We start from the raw sequence: 17,708 nt of genomic DNA, 5'->3' as shown, positions 1-17,708 counted from the left end.
CGTTACTCCATCATCTTTTCAATCGGCAGCACCAGAATCGAGCTGGCGCCGAGCGCTTTCAGTTTTTCCATGGTTTCCCAGAACAGGGTTTCGCTGCTCACCATGTGCATCGCCACGCGGTTCTGCGCGCCGGCCAGCGGCAGAATGGTCGGGCGCTCGGCGCCCGGCAGCAGCGCGACGATCTCGTCCAGTTTCTCGCTCGGCGCGTGCAGCATGATGTATTTGGATTCACGCGCCTGGATCACGCCCTGAATGCGGGTCATCAGGCGATCGATCAGCTGCTGTTTGGCTTCCGGCATTTCGCCGTCGCGCTGGATCAGGCAGGCCTTGGAGCGGTAGATCACCTCCACTTCGCGCAGGCCGTTGGCCTCCAGCGTGGCGCCGGTAGAGACCAGATCGCAGATGGCGTCGGCCAGGCCGGCGCGCGGCGCCACTTCCACCGAGCCGTTCAGCAGGCAAGATTTGAAGCGCACGCCCTGCTTGTCGAGGTATTGCTTCAGCAGGTGCGGGTAAGAGGTGGCGATGCGGGCGTCCTGCAGGCTTTGCGGGCCGGCGTATTCGGCGTCGAGCGGGGTGGCCAGCGACAGGCGGCAACCGCCGAAATCGAGGCGGCGCAGGGTGAAGTAACGCGGGTCTTCGCCCTGGGCGCGGCGGCTGAGCAGCTCTTCTTCCAGCACGTTTTCGCCGATGATGCCGAGATCGACCACGCCGTCCATCACCAGGCCCGGAATATCGTCGTCGCGCACGCGCAGGATATCGATCGGCATGTTTTCCGCGAAGGCGATCAGACGCTGTTGCTGCAGGTTGATCTTGATGCCGCAGCGCGCCAGCAGTTCCTGGGATTCATCGCTCAGGCGGCCCGACTTCTGCATTGCGATCCGTAAACGTGTCTTGTCCAGCATGGTAACCTCTGTTTAATCTGTAATCTTATGAATTTATTGTAAAAACTATTCTTTTCTGTCTGTCCGGAGCCAAAAAAAAACCCTCGGAAGAAATCTTCCGAGGGCTCTCTCTTGCGTTCTGCGCGCCACTGGAAGATTAACAAACCGTCTTCCAGCACTCATCGCCTGAAAGACTAGTCAGGGTGATGGTGATGATGGTGGTTGAACTGAACGCGTGTCATAGTGTTTTTCTCTAATCAAAAGCCGGTAAAAACCGTATGCCAATTAAGCTAAACTATCCGCTGTCCACCGCGCAACCCTTTTTTAACGTCATAAATTTAATTTATTGAAACAGGTTAGGTTATTAGCCACAGACGGCTTTACCTGACCTTAAGCCGTGCAGATTGTATCGCCGTGCGCAGTGGCGTAGCCTTAGGGGTAGGGCGCTGCGATCTTCAGGAGAGGAAGAGGATGAAAAAGGTAGCCATTATTGGTTTGGGTTGGCTGGGCATGCCGTTGGCGCTGTCGCTGATGGGGCGCGGGTATGACGTGGTCGGCAGCAAAACCACGCCGGACGGCGTCGAGGCCGCGCGCATGAGCGGCATCGAATGCTACCAACTGGAGCTGACGCCGGACCTGGTGTGCGATCCGGACGATCTGGAATCGCTGCTGCGTGTGGATGCGCTGGTGGTGACACTGCCCGCTCGCCGCACCGTCGAAGGCAGCGAAAACTATTTCAATGCGGTGCGCATGCTGGTGGACAGCGCGATGGCCTTTGGCGTGCCGCGGGTGATCTTCACCAGTTCCACCTCGGTGTACGGCGAAACCGCCGGCACGCTGCGCGAAGAGTCGCCGCTGCGGCCGGTCTCGCCGTCGGGCCGGGTGTTGGCCGAGCTCGAACGTTGGCTGCATGAATTGCCGAATACCTCGGTGGACATTCTGCGCCTGGCGGGGCTGGTGGGTGCCGATCGTCACCCCGGCCGCTTCCTGGCGGGAAAACTCGACGTGAAGGGCGGTTCGCAGGGGGTAAATCTGGTGCACCAGGACGACGTCATCGCCGCCATCCAACTGTTGCTGAAGCTGCCGAAGGGAGGCCACGTGTACAACCTGTGCGCGCCGCGTCATCCGGCCAAACGCGAATTTTATCCGGCGCTGGCCGAGCAGTTGCACCTGGAGCCGCCGCAGTTCGCCGACGAGGCGGAGCAGGATGAGCGACTGGTGGACGGCAACCGCATCTGCAACGAGCTGGGTTTCGAGTACCAGCATCCCGATCCGGCGCGCATGCCGGTCAGTTAAGACGGTATATGTCGTTTAAAGCGGGAACAGATGGCTCGTCACAAAGTCGACGAACAGCCTGATTTTGACTGACAGGTGGCGGCCCGACGGCCAGAGGACATGAAAGACCATGTTCTCGCGGTGGTATTCATCCAAAACCGTCACCAGGCTGCCCTGTTCCAGCTGTCTGCGCACGGCGATCTCCGGCAAATAAGCAATGCCCAGCCCTTGTTCCGCGAAACACACCTGCGGATCGAGGGTATTTGTCACCATGCTGGCCGGCCGTTCGGGGAGCATCTCCGTCTTGTCCCCCAGCGGCCAGATATCCAGTTTGCCGGTGCTGGGAAAGCGATAATGCAAACGGGCATGGCTTGTCAGATCTTCTGGCTTGCGCGGCATACCCGCTTTGCTGAAATAACCCGGCGCGCCAACGAAAACCTTGCGGCAGGTACCCAGCCGGCGGGCAACCAGCCGTGAGTCACTCGGGGTTCCGCTGCGGATAACGGCATCGAAACCTTCCTCAATCACGTCAACCAGCCGATCCGAATAATCAATATCCAGCTCGATCTCAGGATAGCGGCGCTTGAAGTCTCCCAGTTTTGGCATGAAGAGCGTGCCCAGCGACGGGAGGCTGATGCGCAGCTTGCCCTGAGGCGTTCCCCGCGTTTGCAACAGCTCGGCTTCCGCCTCTTTCACCTCACTCAAAATGCGCCGACACCTTTCCAGGAACAAGGCCCCTTCCGGCGTCAGGTTGACCGTGCGGGTGGAACGGTGAAACAGGCGCACGCTGAGCCGTTCCTCCAGCCGGGCGATGGTTTTGCTGACCGCCGAGGCGGAGATCCCCAGCTGTTGCCCGGCCGCCGTGAAACTGCGGCTTTCACTGACCCGGACGAAAACGTCGAGAGAACCCAAGCTTTCCATAGGCTTCCATTCTATTGATGACTTTTGAGTCATGAGTGTTGTTCACTTTAGCCTATTTTTCTTTTATCGACGAGTGGGCAGCATGGTGCAACCGTCATCCGCGATGGGCGGAAACATCTTTGAATGGGGAGTGATTGATGAATCAAACGACGATATCTGCGCCTGCCGGGAGCATCGAGCGGTTGCCGCTGGGCGGCCTGCTGGCATTGGCGATGGCCGCTTTCATCACGCTGCTGACCGAGATCATGCCGGCGGGCGTGCTTTCTTCGATCGCGGGCGATTTGAACGTGTCTGAAAGCCTGGCGGGACAATTCATCACCGCCTATGCGGTGGGCGCGTTGGTCGCCGCCATTCCGCTGACCGCATTAACGCAAGGCATGCGGCGCCGCCCCTTGCTGTTGAGCGCGATTTGCGGTTTTGCCATCGTCAACCTCGTCACGGCGCTGTCGCATGATTACCATGTCTCATTGGCGACGCGTTTCTTCGCCGGCGTTTTCGGCGGCATCGTTTGGTCTTTGCTGGCCGGTTACGCCGTGCGCATGTCACCGGCTCATCTTGGCGGCCGCGCTATTGCGATCTCCGGCGCCGGCGCCACCCTGGCGTTGGTGCTCGGCGTACCGCTTGGCACGTTGCTTGGTCGAGCCATCGGTTGGCAGGGCGCCTTTGGCCTGATGACGTTGATGGCGCTCGCGCTCGTGGCGTGGATCATCGCCATTGTGCCGGATTTCCCCGGCCAGGCTAAGGCGCATCGCCCGTCTCTGAGCGGCGTCTTCTTGCAGTGCGGGATCCGCGCCGTGCTGTTCGTGGTGTTCACCTTCATCGTTGCCCACAACATTCTGTATATCTACCTGGAGCCTTTCCTCAAGCCGTCGGGGTTATCCGAGCGGGTCGATATCGTTCTGTTTATCTTCGGGCTGGGCGCGATTGCCGGATTAGGCATTGCCGGGATGCTGGTCGATCGGCGAGTCCAATCTCTTACAGTGATGAGTATCGTTATCTTTGCTCTCGCCGCCGTGCTGCTGGGGAGTGGGGGACGGGCGGCCCCGATTGTCTATCTCTCCGTCGCATTGTGGGGCGTGGCTTTCGGCGGTTTCGCCACCCTCACGCAGACGGCATTGTCACGGCTTTCCGGCCGCGCGGCCGACGTGGCGCAGTCCATGTATACGACGGGCTGGAATACCGCCGTGGCCGCCGGTGGCGCGGTCGGCGGCATGGTGCTCGACAGGAGCGGGACGGCCTCTTTCGCCTGGGCCATCATCGGGTTCCTCGTCCTGTCTTTAACCGGCACGCTGTTTGCCATGAATCGGGCGCTGGCCTCTCAGCGATGAGGTGATGGACGTGCGGCGCGCGCCAAATCCTCCAGCAGCGCGTTCAACGCCTCGTCGGGCTGGACGGGGCGGCTGACCAGGCTGAGCGTGGCGCGGTAAGAGAGCGCCGCGCCGCCCAACTGCCGCAGCAGCCCCTGTTCCACCCAGCGCGCCGCGTAGTGGGTGGGCAGATAGCCAAGACAGGTGCCGCTCAGCACCAGATGGGCGACGCTTTCCATATGGTGAGCCACCGCCGCCAGATGCGGCGGCGCGATCGGGCACAGCTGCTGCGCCAGCAGGTAGCCGCGCTTGACCCAGCGCGCGTTTTCAATCTGCTCGCGCTCCGGTTCTTCCACCGCGAACAGCGGGTGATCCTCACTGCAATAGATCGCCTGCGTCTCCTCCAGCCACGGCTGATAACGCAACGCTTCCAGCTGTTGGCCGAAGTAGCCGATGCCCAGATCGAGCTGCCGGTGCAGCAGCCCTTGCTCAATCTCGTTCGGCGAACAGATGCGGCACTGCAATTGCACGTCCTGATGTCGGCGCTGGAAGTGTTTGATGGCCTGGCTGAACGGATTGCCCGGCAGCGAAACCAGGTTATCCACCAGACCGATTTGCAGATCGCCGGTCAGCAGGCCGTTCAGCGACTGGCTGACCCGGGTGAAGTCGCGGGCGGCGTTGAACAGCGAGCGGCAGGCGATCAGCATGCGTTCGCCCTTGGGCGTCAGCCGGAAGCCGGAGCGCCCGCGCTGACACAGGCGAAAACCCAGCCGGGTTTCCAACGAGGCCAGATGGGTGCTGATGGTGGATTGGTTCATCAGCAGCGCTTCCTGCGCGGCGCTGACGCCTTGGGCTTCCGCCACTGCGACGAACACCCGCAGCAGTTTCAGATCGATATCGCTTAGGTTGGTGAGCATCGCCCCCTCCGCAGAACGTCGGCCGGTTAACCCATTTTTAACATCGAAGAAATAGGTGCGGCGCTGAAGATATGGCCTTCCTTATGGCATGAATTTTAAATAAAAATCAATACTTCAATAAGTTAGTTGCATCGCGTTTTTCGATGTTTACATGCAAAAGCGGGAATGGTAGCCGAGGTGGCCAACGGGGTAGCCTGCGAATGTTGCTCAAATGTTTCAATCCATCGCAGATAAAGACAAGGAAACGCCATGCTGAACCAACCCCAAAGCGGTAACGATATGCCGCGCTTTGCCGGCCTCCCCACCATGATGCGCCTGCCCGCGGCCGAACAGGCGCGCGGTCTGGACGCCGCCTTCGTCGGCGTTCCGCTCGATATCGGCACCTCCAACCGCAGCGGCACTCGCTATGGCCCGCGCCAGATCCGCCAGGAATCGGTGATGATCCGCCCCTACAACATGGGCACCGGCTCTGCGCCGTTCGAACGGCTGCAGGTGGCCGATCTGGGGGATGTCGCCATCAACCCCTACAGCCTGGCGGACAGCGTGCAGCGCATCGAGGCGGCTTACCACGAGATCCTGGCGCACGGTTGCACGCCGTTGACGCTCGGCGGCGATCACACCCTGACGCTGCCGGTGCTGCGCGCCATTGCCCGTCGTCATGGTCCGGTCGGGCTGATCCACGTCGATGCGCATTCCGATACCAACGAGGAGATGTTCGGCGAACAACTGGCGCACGGCACCACTTTCCGCCGCGCGTTCGAGGAGGGGCTGCTGACGCCGGAAAAGGTGGTGCAGATTGGCCTGCGCGGCAGTGGCTATGCGGCGGACGACTTCGACTGGTCACGCCGTCAGGGCTTTCGTGTGGTGCCGGCCGAGGCCTGCTGGCACCGGTCGCTGACGCCGCTGATGGCGGAGATCCGAGAGCAGATGGGCGAAGCGCCGGTTTATCTCAGTTTCGATATCGACGGGCTGGATCCGGCCTTCGCACCGGGCACCGGCACGCCGGAGGTCGGCGGGCTGTCGGTTTGGCAAGGTCTGGAGATCGTGCGCGGCTGCCGTGGGCTGAACCTGGTCGGCGGCGACGTGGTGGAAGTGTCGCCGCCTTACGATCGCTCCGGCAACACCGCGCTGCTGGCCGCCAACCTGCTGTTTGAAATGTTGTGCGTGCTGCCGGCCCGTTGAGGCCGGCGCACTGACTCTACCGGCGGAGCGGTTGCGTCGGGGCCCCTGATAACAATAACTACGGAGTGGAGGTACCCATGAATCTCGATCTGCTGGTCGTGGTGTTTTACTTTCTGGTGATAGGCGCGGTGGGATGGATGGGCATTCGCCGCGCCAATTCCAAAGAGGCGTATCTGGTGGCCGGGCGCAACCTGGGGCCGGGGCTGTATCTGGGCACGCTGTCGGCGGTGGTGCTCGGCGGCGCGTCGACCATCGGCAGCGTCAAACTCGGTTACACCTACGGTATCTCCGGCGTCTGGCTGTGCGGCGCGTTGGGGATGGGCATCGTGGTGCTGAGCCTGGTGCTGGCCAAGCCGCTGCTCAAGCTGAAGCTGTATACCGTCAGCCAGGTGCTGTCGCGGCGCTATCACCCGGCGGCGCGGGTCACCAGCGGCGCGATCATGCTGGCGTATGACCTGATGGTGGCGGTGACCTCGATCATCGCCATCGGCAGCGTGATGCAGGTGATGTTCGGCCTGTCGTTCAGCGCATCCATCCTGCTCGGCGGCGGGCTGGTGGTGCTGTATTCGACGCTGGGCGGCATGTGGTCGCTGACGCTGACCGACATCATTCAGTTCATCATCATGACCGTCGGCATGATGCTGGTGCTGATGCCGATGAGCATCGTCAAGGCCGGCGGCTGGGAGGCGTTCACCAGCCTGCTGCCCGCCGGTTACTACCAACTGTCGTCGATCGGGCTGGACACCATTCTGGTGTTCTTCCTGATCTACTTCTTCGGCATTCTGATCGGCCAGGACATCTGGCAGCGGGTGTTCACCGCCCGCAGCGCCAACGTGGCGCGCTTCGCCGGGCTGGGGGCGGGCGTCTATTGCGTGCTGTACGGCGTGACGGGCGCGCTGATCGGCATGGCCGGCAAGATCGTGCTGCCGTCGCTCAGCAACACCGACGGCGCCTTCGCCGCCATCGCGCAGGCGGTGTTGCCGGTCGGCGTCAGCGGGCTGGTGGCCGCCGCGGCCCTGGCGGCGCTGATGTCCACCGCCAGCGCTTGTTTGCTGGCGTCTTCGACCATCGCGCTGGAGGACGTGCTGCCGGCCATCCGCCGTAAACCTTCCGGCGGGCTGGCCGCCGGGCGCTTCACCACGCTTTTCATGGGCGCGGTCATGCTGGGGCTGGCGTTTGTGGTGCGCGACGTGCTGGCGGCGCTGACGCTGGCTTACAACCTGTTGGTGGGCGGCATGCTGATCCCGCTGGTGGGGGCGATCTTTTGGCCGCGCGCCACCAGCGCCGGGGCCATCGCCAGCATGCTGACCGGCAGCCTGTGCGTGGTGGGGCTGATGATCTGGCACGGTATCGACGCCAACAGCCCGATCTACGGCGGTCTGCTGGGCGGCGGCGTCGCCTTCGTGTTGGGCAGCTTGCTGAGCCGCCCGGCAGCGCAGCTGCAGCCGCAAACCGAGCGTTGAAAGGACGAGGTGGGACATGAACAATCGCAATGTGGCGCCACGCCCAAAAATTGAAGTGCGCTCGATAGACTATGTGCCCCGTCACGAGCGGCATGGCAAGGTTTGGCATCAGGCGCCGTTTTGGTTTACCGGTAATTTCGTTTTGACGACGATGGTGGTCGGTTTCACCGGCCCGGCGTTGGGGTTGGGCGCGCTTTATTCGATGCTGGCCATTGCCGTCGGCGTGGGGTTCGGCACGTTCTTCATGGCGTGTCATGCCAATCAGGGGCCGCGCATGGGGCTGCCGCAGATGATCCAGTCGCGGGCCCAATTCGGCCTGCGTGGCGCCATCGTTCCCTTTGCCGCCGTGGTGTTTGTTTACATCGGTTTCAACGTGTTCAACGTTATTCTCGCGACCGATGCGATCAACACGGTGTTGCCGGGGCACCGTCTGCCTTGGTATGCGTTGCTGATCGCGGTGGCCGTGCTGTTGGCGATCGTCGGCCACGATATGCTGCATGCGGTGCAGCGCTGGCTGACCTATGTGATGATGGCGGTGTTCGGTGTGCTGACGGTCGGCGCCGTGTTGTCGCTGCGGATGGACGCCGTTGTCGGCGCCGGGCATTTCTCGTGGGCGGCCTTTTTGATTCAGCTGTCGGCCGCCGCCGGCTATCAAATCAGCTACGCAGTGTACGTTTCCGACTACTCGCGTTATTTACCGCATGAAACGCCGTCTGCCAACGTGATCTTTTGGACCTACCTGGGGGCGGCCGGATCGGCGCTTTGGCTGATGTCGCTGGGCGCGTTTCTGGCTTCAGCCTTACCGGCCCCCGATGCGATCGGCAGCGTACAGGCGGTGGGGAATGCCGTCTATCCTGGGTTTGGCACGTTGGCCGTGCTGATCGCCGTGCCCTCGCTGGTCGGTATCATGGCGGTCAACTGTTATGGCGCGATGCTGACCAGCCTCAGCGCGATTGACGCGTTCCGTAAAGTGACGCCGACGTTAAAATTACGCATGACCGGCATTGGCGTCGTCGCTATGACGGTGTTTGCGGTGGCGTTGGCCATCCCGGCGAGCTATCTCGCCAGCTTCAATACCTTCGTGCTGCTGATGCTGTATTTCCTGGTGCCTTGGACGGCGGTGAACCTGATGGACTTTTACGTGGTGCGCGGCGGGCATTACGCGATTGGTGAAATCTTCAACCCGGCGGGGATCTACGGCCGCTGGGGCGGCTCCGGTCTGACGGCCTACGCGATCGGCCTGCTGGCGATGGTGCCGTTCATGACGTTGGGCTTTTACACCGGTCCCTTTGCTGTTTTACTGGGCGGCGCGGATATCGCTTTTCTGATCGGCCTGCTGGTGGCCGGGAGCGTTTATGTCGTAATGTGCCGGAAGCTCGATCTCGAAGCCGAACGGCGGGTGGCGTTGCGCTGCGAGGGGTTATTGGAAGGAGAACAGGAGTGAAGGAAAAAATCAGCGTCGCATGCTGCCAGTTAGCGTTGCGGGTAGGGGAAGCGGATCACAATCGGGCGCTGTCCGCCCAGGCTATTCGCCGGGCGGCGCAGCGCGGCGCCAACGTCATCGTGTTGCCGGAGTTGGTGAACAGCGGCTACGTGCTGCGCGATAAGGCGGAGGCGCTGGCGTTGGCCGAAGCCGAGGACGGGCCTAGCCTCAGCTTGTGGGGGGCCCTGGCGCGCGAGTTGGATGTGGCGATCGTCGCCGGTTTCTGCGAGCGGCTGCCCGATGGCGGGGTGGCCAACAGCGCGGCGTTGATCGATGCGCAGGGCGTGAGGGCGATTTACCGCAAGGCCCACCTGTGGCATGAGGAGAGCACGATCTTTACCCCTGGCGATCGGCCGCCGCCGGTCGTCGAGACGCGCTTTGGTCGGTTGGCGGTGATGATCTGCTACGATCTTGAATTCCCCGAATGGGTGCGGCTGCCGGCGCTGGCCGGCGCTCAGCTGCTGTGCGCACCGGTCAACTGGCCGCTGGCGCCGCGCCCACAGGGCGAACGGCCGGCGGAGATGGTGAAGGCGCAGGCCAACGCCGCCGTCAATCGGCTGTTCATCGCGGTGTGCGATCGTTGCGAAACGGAACGCGGCGTTGCGTGGATCGGCGGATCGGTGATCGTCGACGCCGATGGCTATCCGTTGACGCAGAGCCTGACAGGCGAAGGCATGGTGCTGGCATCGATGGATATCGGCGAGGCCGATGACAAACACATCGGCCGCCACAATCACGTGCATCGCGATCGGCGGCCGATGCTGTATTGAAGCGGCGGGGCGGTCGGCGGATCCGGCTACCCCGCCGATCGTTTCTCCGGCGGGAAAATCCGCCGTTTTGGCGCTTACAGCCAGCCCGATTTCTTCAGCTTCTGATACAGGAAAATACAGCCGACGGCGGTCGCCCCCAGCGTGGCGTGATAGGCCCATGGGAATTTCAACTCCGGCATGTCGGCGAAGTTCATGCCGTACAGGCTGAAGATCACCGTCGGGATGGCCAAAATCGCCCCCCAACCCGCCAGCCGTTTCACCACTTCGTTTTGTTTGACCGTCACCAGCGCCAGGTTGACGTGCATGGCGTTGGTCAGCATTTCGCGCATGTCGTCGATGTTGCTGACCACCTGATGCGCGTGATCCTGCACGTCGCGCACGTAGGCGCGCAGCTCTTTCGGGATCACCTCTTCGTGCAGGCGGATCAGCTGGTTGCAGATTTCATCCATCGGCAGCGCGGCGTTGCGCAGCGCCAACAGGTGGCGGCGCAGGGTATAGACGTTCTCGATCGCCGCCTGATCGAACTCCGACTGGAACATGTTGGCTTCGATGTTCTCGATGGTGCTCTCGAAGCGCGTCACCACGCTGCGGTAGTTATCCACCACGAAGTCCAACACCGAATAGAGGGCGAAGCCCGGCCCGCGGCACATCTGCTTGTGGTTCTCTTCCGCTTTGGCGCGGATCGGCGCGTAACTGGGCGAGGCGCCGTGGCGCACCGTCACCAGAAAGTTTTTGCCGACGAAGAAGTGGGTTTCGCCGTATTCGATTTCGTCGTGCTCGCCCCACTGGGCGGTTTTCACCACGATGAACAGCGAGTCGCCGTAGGTCTCCAGCTTCGGCCGCTGGTGCGCGCACAGCGCGTCTTCGATCGCCAAATCGTGCAGGCCGAACTCCTCCTGCACCTTGCGCATAAACGCCGGCTCCGGCTGCCGCAACCCCAGCCAGACGAAGGTGTCCGGCTGTTTGACCACCTCGCTGATATCGTCGATGGTCACTTCGCCCAGCCGTTGGCCGGCTTTGTACGCCACACAGTTCACCACCATGCTTTTGTTGTCCATCTGTCCATCCATCAATCAGTCAGGGTTTTGGTAAGAAAATAGCACTCGTGTTCCACCGGATACTCTTTCAGCGTCATTTGCAACTGATAGCCGAGCTTTTCGTAGAACGGCCGCGCCTGGAAGCTGAAGGTGTCGAGACGGGCGTAGCGGCAGCCGCGCGCCTGCGCCTCGTGCTCGGCGGCGCGCATCAGCCGGCCGCCGAGGCCGCTGCCGCGCTGGGTATCCGCCACCCACAGCCACTCGACGCTCAGCCAGTTGCCCCAGGTTTCGGCGGTCAGGCCGCCGATCACCGTGCCGGCTTCGTCGCGCGCATAGACGCTGAGCGGCCTGCGGTGGCTGGCGTCGATATGCGGCAGGTTGTAAGCGCGCAGGCCTTGCCTGATCGCATCGAGGGTATGTTCGTCAATCGCGTCGGTAACGGTAATGTCCATTTTTCCTCCTGGGTTATGGATTAACTTAAGCACACTGCGGCTAAAAGGCAACCCGTTGAAATGTAATGTAAACACCCACTCCGATGAGCTGGACTACACTAAACGGGTCATTTCATCTTCAGGAGGACGCCATGCCCCGATTGACTCTGCTGGCCGGTTTGCTGCTGTGCAGCGGCCTGCTGCACGCCGCGCCGACGGTCAGCCAATTGCAGGACGGCCTGGAACACCCGTGGTCGCTGGCCTTCTTGCCGGCGGAACAAGGCCTGCTTATCACCGAACGGCCCGGCCGGCTGCGGCTGTGGCAGCAAGGCAAAGGCCTGTCGCCGCCGATCGCCGGCGTGCCGCAGGTCTACGCCGAAGGACAGGGCGGCCTGCTGGAGGTGTTGCCGGCGCCCGACTTCGTCGCCAGCCGCCGGGTGTACCTGAGCTTCGCCGAATCGGGCGAGGGCGGCAAAGCCGGCACGGCGGTCGGCTATGGCCGCCTGAGTGACGACGGCGCGCGGCTGGAAAACTTTAAGGTGATCTTCCGTCAGCAGCCCAAGCTGTCGGTCGGCAATCACTTTGGCGGCAAGCTGGCGTTCGATCGGCAGGGCTACCTGTTTATCGCGCTGGGCGAAAACAACCAGCGGCCGACGGCGCAGGAGACCGACAAGCTGCAGGGCAAGCTGGTGCGGCTGACCGCCGAGGGCACGATACCACCGGATAATCCCTGGGTCGGCCAGGCTGGTAAACGCCCGGAGGTCTGGTCTTACGGCCACCGTAATCCGCAGGGGCTGGCGCTGAACCCGTGGAGCGGCGCGATCTGGGAACACGAGCACGGCCCGCGCGGCGGCGATGAACTCAATATCCCGCTGCCGGGTAAAAACTACGGCTGGCCGCTGGCCACCTACGGCATCAACTATTCCGGCCAGCCGATCCCGGAGGCCACAGGGGAGCGGGTGCCCGGCACCGAACAACCGCTGCACTATTGGCGAGTCTCACCCGGCCTCAGCGGTATGGCGTTCTATGATGGGCAGCGCTTCCCCGCCTGGCGGCATTCGCTGTTCATCGGCGCGCTGGCGCAAAAGGCACTGATTCGCCTGACGCTGGAGGGTGACAAAGTGGTGGCGGAAGAGCGGCTGCTGGGCGATCGCGGCGAACGCATCCGCGAGGTGCGCAGCGGGCCGGATGGCTATTTGTATCTGCTGACGGACGAACGGGACGGCAAGCTGCTGAAGGTCGGGGCGTCGTAACGCCCCGCACGCGTCAGGTGAGCTTGCTCATCACGCCGCGTTGATAGGCCGGGCGAGCGCGCAGCTGCTGATACCAGCGCCCCATGTTCGGCCGCGGGCGGCGGGCGATCGGCATCTCGAACCAGCCGTAGGCGAAGCTGCCGAGCGGGATATCGCCGAAGCCGAATGCGTCGCCGGAGAGGTAGGGCTGGTGCGCCAGCGTCTGTTCAATGACGTCGAAGTGTTTTTCCAGCGTGGCGATCGCCGCTTCGATTTTCGCCATGTCGCGCTGCTCCGGCGCGGTGCGGATCAGGCCCCAAAAGACGATGGTGAAGGCCGGAACGATGGTCGAGGTGGTCCAGTCCATCCATTTCTCGGCGGCGGCGCGCGCCTGCAGATCTTGCGGATAGAACGCCGCGTCGCCGAATTTCGCCGCCAGGTAGCGCACGATGGTGTTGGACTCCCACAGCACGAAGTCATCGTCCTGCAGCAGCGGCACCAGGCCGTTCGGGTTCAACGCGCGGTAACTCTCTTCGTTGACCTTGCCGAACGCGCCGCCGGCGTTGATGTGGGTATAGCTCAGCCCCAGTTCGGCGGCGCACCACAGCACCTTCCTGACGTTGTTCGAATTCTCACGACCCCAAATGGTCAGCATGGGATAACTCCGTTAGCGGATGAAAGACCCTTAATACCTACGCCACAATGCGCTTTTTGTCACACCGCAGGGCATTTTTTGTCTGCCGATCAACGCTCCCAGCGGCACACTTCCCAGCCGCGCTCCGCCGCCAGCGCGCTCAACTCGCTGTCGGGGTTGATCACCGTGGCGCTGTCGACGAATTGCAGCATCGCCTTGTCGTTGAGGGAGTCGCTGTAGCCGTGGCTGTGCTCGAATTTCAGGTGCTGATGCTGCGCCAGCCAGTGCTGCAGGCGGATCACCTTGCCCTGTTGGTAGGTCATGGTGCCGTAGGTGTGGCCGGTGAAGCGGCCGTCGCTGATTTCCACGCCGATCGCCAGCGCATCGTCGGCGCCGAGCTGTTCGGCGATCGGCGCCACCAGGTGTTCGCCGGTGGCGGAGATCACCAGGATGCAGTCGCCGCGTTCGCGGTGCCACTGCAGGCGTTCACGGGCGGCGGGATAGACGCGCGGCAGGATGTCGCGCCGGATGTAGCGTTGCACCCAGCCGGCCACGGTTTGCACGCTCAGGCCGGTCAGCGGCGCCAGCGTGGCCTGCATGTAGTCCTCCATCGACAGCTTGCCCTGATAATAGAGCTGCATCAGTTGCTGCTCCTGCAGTTCCAGCTCCGCCGGCGCGAAGCCCTGGCCGACCAGCCAGCGGATCCACAGGCTGGCGCTGTCATCGTCAATCAGGGTTTCATCCAGGTCGAATAAGGCTAAATCCATCAGTATTTCTCCGGCAGGCAGGGTATGAGGTCGTTTACAGGATAGCGGATAGCGCACGCCGCCAGCCAGCGGCGTCGGCGAAATTGCGCAGAGCATAAGAAACATTGATGACGGTTTTGCGACAGTTTGTTGAACGTTTGCATAACTTAGAACGCAACAATATTGGCCGTCCCGGCGAGCGCGATGGTAACTATGGGGCAAATGCAGCTACCCGCCAGGGAGTGACAATGTTGATTATTCGCCTGTACGGCAGCCCGATCGTGATCGGGGAAGAAGAGGAACCGCATGATGACGCACCTGACGACGCTGAAGACGTTGCCGCTGCTGGATCTTTCGCAGCTTGACGGTGATGCGCGCCAGCGGCGCGCCTTTCTCGACGATTTGCGCGCGGCGGCCCGCGACGTCGGTTTTTTCTATCTGCGCGGGCACGGCGTGGACGGCGCGTTGAATGCGCGACTGCAGCACGCCGCGCGGCAATTTTTCGCCCTGCCGGAAGCCGACAAACTGGCGGTGCAGATGGTGCATTCGCCGCACTTTCGCGGTTACAACCGGGCGGCGGCGGAGCTCACACGCGGGCAGCCTGACTGGCGCGAACAGTTCGATATCGGCGCCGAACGCCCGGCGCTGACGCTGGCTGATGACACGCCGCGCTGGGCGCGTCTGCAGGGGCCAAATCAGTGGCCGGCGGCGCTGCCGGCGCTGAAACCGCTGCTGCTGGAGTGGCAACAGGCGATGACCGCCATGTCGCTGCGGCTGCTGCGCGCTTTCGCTTTGGCGCTGTCGCTGCCGGAGCAGGCGTTCGATCGCTTGTACGGCGAGAAGCCCAACGAGCACATCAAACTGATCCGCTATCCGGGGCGGGACGCCACCGGCAGCGCACAGGGCGTCGGCGCGCACAAGGACTCCGGGTTTCTCAGCTTCCTGCTGCAGGACGCGCAAAAAGGGCTGCAGGTGGAGGTGAGCGAAGGTCGGTGGATCGACGCCCAACCGCGTGAAGACACTTTCGTGGTGAACATCGGCGAGCTGCTGGAACTGGCGACCAACGGCTATCTGCGCGCCACGGTGCACCGGGTGGAAACGCCGCCGGCGGGGCGCGACAGGCTGTCGATCGCGTTCTTCCTCGGCGCACGGCTGGACGCGGTGGTGCCGCTGTATCAATTGCCGCCGCAGTTGGCGGCGCAGGCGCGCGGCCCGGCCAGCGATCCGCTCAACCCGCTGCTGCGCGACGTGGGGTATAACTACCTGAAAGGCCGCATCCGCTCCCATCCCGATGTGGCGCACCGTTTTTATCAGGACGTCATCGGCGTCTGAACGCCGGGCGTAAAAAAGCCCGGCGCGTCGGCCGGGCTGATCGTGCGCTGATGCGGCGATTATTCCGCCAGCGCCTGCTGCAGATCGGCGATCAGATCTTCCACATCCTCTATCCCCACCGACAGGCGCACCAGCTGCGGCGTGATGCCGGTTGCCAGGCGCTGTTCCAGCGGAATGGAGGCGTGCGTCATGCTGAACGGCTGGCTGATCAGGCTTTCCACGCCGCCCAGGCTTTCCGCCAGGGTGAACAGGCGCGAACGCTGGATGACCCGGCGCGCATAGGCGTCGTCGCCTTTCAACCGTACCGAGATCATACCGCCGAAGCGCGTCATCTGGCGTGCCGCCAGCGCATGCTGCGGATGGCTCGGCAGGCCGGGGTAGTAGACGTTTTCCACCTGCGGCTGGCTCTCCAGCCACTGGGCGATGCGCAGCGCGCTGTCGCTGTGGCGCTGCATGCGCAGGGCCAGAGTGCGAATGCCGCGCAGCGTCAGGAAGCTGCTGAACGGATCGAGAATGCCGCCGACCGCGTTTTGCAGGAAACCGAGCTGTTCCGCCAGCGCCGGGTTATCCCCCACTGCCGCGACGCCGGCCACCACATCGGAGTGGCCGTTAAGGTATTTGGTGGCGGAGTGCACCACCACGTCAAAACCCAGTTCCAGGGGACGTTGCAGATACGGCGAGGCGAAGGTGTTGTCCGCCACGCTGATGAGCTGATGCTTTTTGGCGATCGCGGCGATGGCGCTCAGATCCGCCAGCTTGAGCAGCGGGTTGGTCGGCGTTTCGACCCAGATCATTTTGGTATCCGGCTCGATCGCCTGTTCCAGCCCGGCGAGATCCGCCGGCGCCACGTAGGTGACGCGCAGGCCGGCGGTGCGGCTGCGCACTTTTTCCAGCAGGCGATAGGTGCCGCCGTACAGGTCGTCCACCGCGATCAGGTGGCTGTCTTTATCGAGCAGCTCCAGCACCGTGGAGCAGGCCGCCAGGCCGGAGGCGAAGGCGTAGCCGCGGCTGCCGCCTTCCAGTTCGGCGATGGCGCTTTCCAGCGCGGTGCGCGTCGGGTTGGCGCTGCGGGAATATTCATAGCCGGTATGTTCGCCCGGCGCCGGTTGGGCGTAGGTGGAGGTGGCGTAAATCGCCGGCATCACTGCGCCGGTCGCGTCCGGGGTGTAACCGGCGTGAACGGTCAACGTATCAAACTTGGCCATAATGGGTCCTTATTAACGTAATTTTTGGCGCCAGGCGTTAAGCACGTCTGTGCGGGTAATCAGGCCGAGGAAGCGCTCGCCGTCGAGCACCACCGCGACGTGGCCATGGTTGAAGGTGGCCTGTAATTCCTCGTAGCCGGCTTCCTTTTGCAGCGTATGGACCTGTTTGGTCATCGCGCTGCCGGCCGTCAGGCTGAAGTGGGTGGCATCGGCCTGGACGGCGTTCAGCAGATCCCACTCATCGATCAGACCGACCACCCGATCGCCTTCCAGCACCGGCAGCTGAGAGATGTCGTACAGCCGCATGCGGGCGTGCACGATCGCCAACGTATCGTCCGGCGCGGCGGAAACGGCGGCGCCTTCGTCGTGGCGGTAGGCGATCAGATCGCGCAGATCGCCGTGCTGCGGTTTGCTCAGCAGACCCTGTTCCAGCATCCAGTGGTCGTTATACATTTTAGACAGGTATTTGTTGCCGCTGTCGCAGACGAAGGTCACCACCCGCTTGGGTTCGGTTTGCGCGCGGCAATAACGCAATGCGGCGGCCAGCAGGGTGCCGGTGGAGGAGCCCGCCAGCACGCCTTCCTTGCGCAGCAGCTCGCGCGCGGTGGTGAAGGCTTCGGCGTCGCCGATGCGGTAAGCATTGCGGACCTGTTCAAAGTCGCTGAGCGGCGGGACGAAGTCTTCGCCGATGCCTTCCACCAGCCAGCTGCCCGCTTCGCCGATGTGGCCGTTGTCGATATAGTCCGCCAGGATAGAGCCGGCAGGGTCGGCGAGCACAAATTCCGTCTGCGGCGAAACCTCGGCGAAATAGCGACTCAGCCCGCCCAGCGTGCCGCCGGAGCCGACACCGACGACGATAGCGTCCACGTCATGCTCCATTTGCCGCCACAGT

At 62.9% G+C, this 17,708-nt stretch carries 18 protein-coding genes, 1 pseudogene and 1 other annotated feature (1 of these 20 running past the window's edge); of the genes and pseudogenes, 9 read left to right on the top strand and 10 right to left on the bottom strand.

What is annotated here, in order from left to right; genetic code table 11:
- Positions 1-2: 2 nt before the first annotated feature.
- Both hisG and hisL read right to left on the bottom strand, forming a co-directional pair.
- On the bottom strand, positions 3-902 hold the full coding sequence (gene hisG, locus ADK28_RS21835; RefSeq protein ID WP_015377256.1) for an ATP phosphoribosyltransferase: 900 nt from the start codon (positions 900-902) through the stop codon (positions 3-5).
- A 71-nt stretch (positions 903-973) separates the two neighbouring features.
- Positions 974-1,100 (bottom strand) — a sequence feature (His leader region).
- The gene (hisL, locus tag ADK28_RS31785; RefSeq protein WP_100396937.1) at positions 1,076-1,123 is read right to left on the bottom strand and encodes a his operon leader peptide; all 48 of its coding nucleotides are present in this window, start codon (positions 1,121-1,123) and stop codon (positions 1,076-1,078) included. Its footprint overlaps the feature before it by 25 nt.
- A gap of 229 nt (positions 1,124-1,352) precedes the next feature.
- Here hisL and ADK28_RS21830 point away from each other — a divergent pair, with 229 nt between their 5' ends.
- Positions 1,353-2,177 (top strand): SDR family oxidoreductase, encoded by an 825-nt coding sequence (locus tag ADK28_RS21830; protein WP_048796635.1) that lies wholly within the window; start codon positions 1,353-1,355, stop codon positions 2,175-2,177.
- 15 nt (positions 2,178-2,192) lie between these two features.
- Here ADK28_RS21830 and ADK28_RS21825 read toward each other — a convergent pair whose 3' ends face one another.
- On the bottom strand, positions 2,193-3,077 hold the full coding sequence (locus tag ADK28_RS21825) for a LysR family transcriptional regulator (protein ID WP_016928400.1): 885 nt from the start codon (positions 3,075-3,077) through the stop codon (positions 2,193-2,195).
- 137 nt (positions 3,078-3,214) lie between these two features.
- Between ADK28_RS21825 and ADK28_RS21820 the strand changes: the two genes are divergently transcribed.
- Positions 3,215-4,405, top strand: a complete 1,191-nt coding sequence (locus ADK28_RS21820) for an MFS transporter (RefSeq protein WP_048796634.1) — start codon at positions 3,215-3,217, stop codon at positions 4,403-4,405.
- On the opposite strand, the gene ADK28_RS21815 is transcribed toward ADK28_RS21820, so the two are convergent.
- Entirely contained in the window at positions 4,396-5,301 is a 906-nt protein-coding gene (locus tag ADK28_RS21815; protein ID WP_016928398.1) for a LysR family transcriptional regulator, read from the bottom strand. The two genes, ADK28_RS21820 and ADK28_RS21815, sit on opposite strands and share 10 nt — an antisense overlap.
- Before the next feature lie 249 nt (positions 5,302-5,550).
- Here ADK28_RS21815 and speB point away from each other — a divergent pair, with 249 nt between their 5' ends.
- The 4 genes from speB to ADK28_RS21795 all read left to right on the top strand — a co-directional run bounded on the left by speB (position 5,551) and on the right by ADK28_RS21795 (position 10,199).
- A complete protein-coding gene (speB, locus tag ADK28_RS21810) occupies positions 5,551-6,483 on the top strand; it encodes an agmatinase (RefSeq protein WP_033640851.1) in 933 nt (310 codons plus the stop codon).
- Positions 6,484-6,560: 77 nt separating this feature from the next.
- On the top strand, positions 6,561-7,946 hold the full coding sequence (locus tag ADK28_RS21805) for a sodium:solute symporter (RefSeq protein ID WP_033640850.1): 1,386 nt from the start codon (positions 6,561-6,563) through the stop codon (positions 7,944-7,946).
- A gap of 16 nt (positions 7,947-7,962) precedes the next feature.
- Positions 7,963-9,390, top strand: coding sequence for a purine-cytosine permease family protein (locus ADK28_RS21800; protein ID WP_048796633.1), 1,428 nt, complete (start codon positions 7,963-7,965; stop codon positions 9,388-9,390).
- Positions 9,387-10,199, top strand: coding sequence for a nitrilase-related carbon-nitrogen hydrolase (locus ADK28_RS21795; RefSeq protein WP_033640848.1), 813 nt, complete (start codon positions 9,387-9,389; stop codon positions 10,197-10,199). Before ADK28_RS21800 ends, ADK28_RS21795 begins: the two co-directional genes overlap by 4 nt.
- A gap of 74 nt (positions 10,200-10,273) precedes the next feature.
- Here the strand turns inward: ADK28_RS21795 and ADK28_RS21790 are convergent, their stop codons facing one another.
- A complete protein-coding gene (locus ADK28_RS21790; protein WP_033640847.1) occupies positions 10,274-11,257 on the bottom strand; it encodes a magnesium and cobalt transport protein CorA in 984 nt (327 codons plus the stop codon).
- Positions 11,258-11,268: 11 nt separating this feature from the next.
- Positions 11,269-11,688, bottom strand: coding sequence for a GNAT family N-acetyltransferase (locus ADK28_RS21785; RefSeq protein ID WP_048796632.1), 420 nt, complete (start codon positions 11,686-11,688; stop codon positions 11,269-11,271).
- A 131-nt stretch (positions 11,689-11,819) separates the two neighbouring features.
- Here ADK28_RS21785 and ADK28_RS21780 point away from each other — a divergent pair, with 131 nt between their 5' ends.
- Complete coding sequence (locus ADK28_RS21780) at positions 11,820-12,920, top strand: PQQ-dependent sugar dehydrogenase (RefSeq protein ID WP_048796631.1); 1,101 nt, start codon at positions 11,820-11,822, stop codon at positions 12,918-12,920.
- A 13-nt stretch (positions 12,921-12,933) separates the two neighbouring features.
- Here the strand turns inward: ADK28_RS21780 and ADK28_RS21775 are convergent, their stop codons facing one another.
- Both ADK28_RS21775 and ADK28_RS21770 read right to left on the bottom strand, forming a co-directional pair.
- Positions 12,934-13,554 (bottom strand): glutathione S-transferase family protein, encoded by a 621-nt coding sequence (locus tag ADK28_RS21775; protein ID WP_048796630.1) that lies wholly within the window; start codon positions 13,552-13,554, stop codon positions 12,934-12,936.
- 89 nt (positions 13,555-13,643) lie between these two features.
- Positions 13,644-14,300 (bottom strand): HAD family hydrolase, encoded by a 657-nt coding sequence (locus ADK28_RS21770; protein WP_048796629.1) that lies wholly within the window; start codon positions 14,298-14,300, stop codon positions 13,644-13,646.
- 107 nt (positions 14,301-14,407) lie between these two features.
- Between ADK28_RS21770 and ADK28_RS32535 the strand changes: the two genes are divergently transcribed.
- Positions 14,408-14,644: a hypothetical protein gene (locus ADK28_RS32535; protein WP_100225598.1), complete on the top strand. Its 237-nt coding sequence runs from the start codon at positions 14,408-14,410 to the stop codon at positions 14,642-14,644.
- Positions 14,589-15,611: an isopenicillin N synthase family dioxygenase gene (locus tag ADK28_RS21765; RefSeq protein WP_016928388.1), complete on the top strand. Its 1,023-nt coding sequence runs from the start codon at positions 14,589-14,591 to the stop codon at positions 15,609-15,611. The genes ADK28_RS32535 and ADK28_RS21765 overlap by 56 nt, the downstream gene beginning before the upstream one ends.
- A 59-nt stretch (positions 15,612-15,670) precedes the next feature.
- Here ADK28_RS21765 and ADK28_RS21760 read toward each other — a convergent pair whose 3' ends face one another.
- A complete protein-coding gene (locus ADK28_RS21760) occupies positions 15,671-16,816 on the bottom strand; it encodes a trans-sulfuration enzyme family protein (RefSeq protein ID WP_033640843.1) in 1,146 nt (381 codons plus the stop codon).
- 12 nt (positions 16,817-16,828) lie between these two features.
- A pseudogene (locus ADK28_RS21755) lies at positions 16,829-17,708 on the bottom strand (pyridoxal-phosphate dependent enzyme); it runs 480 nt beyond the window's last position.

This window comes from Serratia sp. 506_PEND, assembly GCF_001076875.1.
GTDB lineage: Bacteria > Pseudomonadota > Gammaproteobacteria > Enterobacterales > Enterobacteriaceae > Serratia > Serratia marcescens.
The sequence above is the reverse complement of the archived record's forward strand: the minus strand, read 5'-3'. Positions and strand labels throughout refer to the sequence as shown.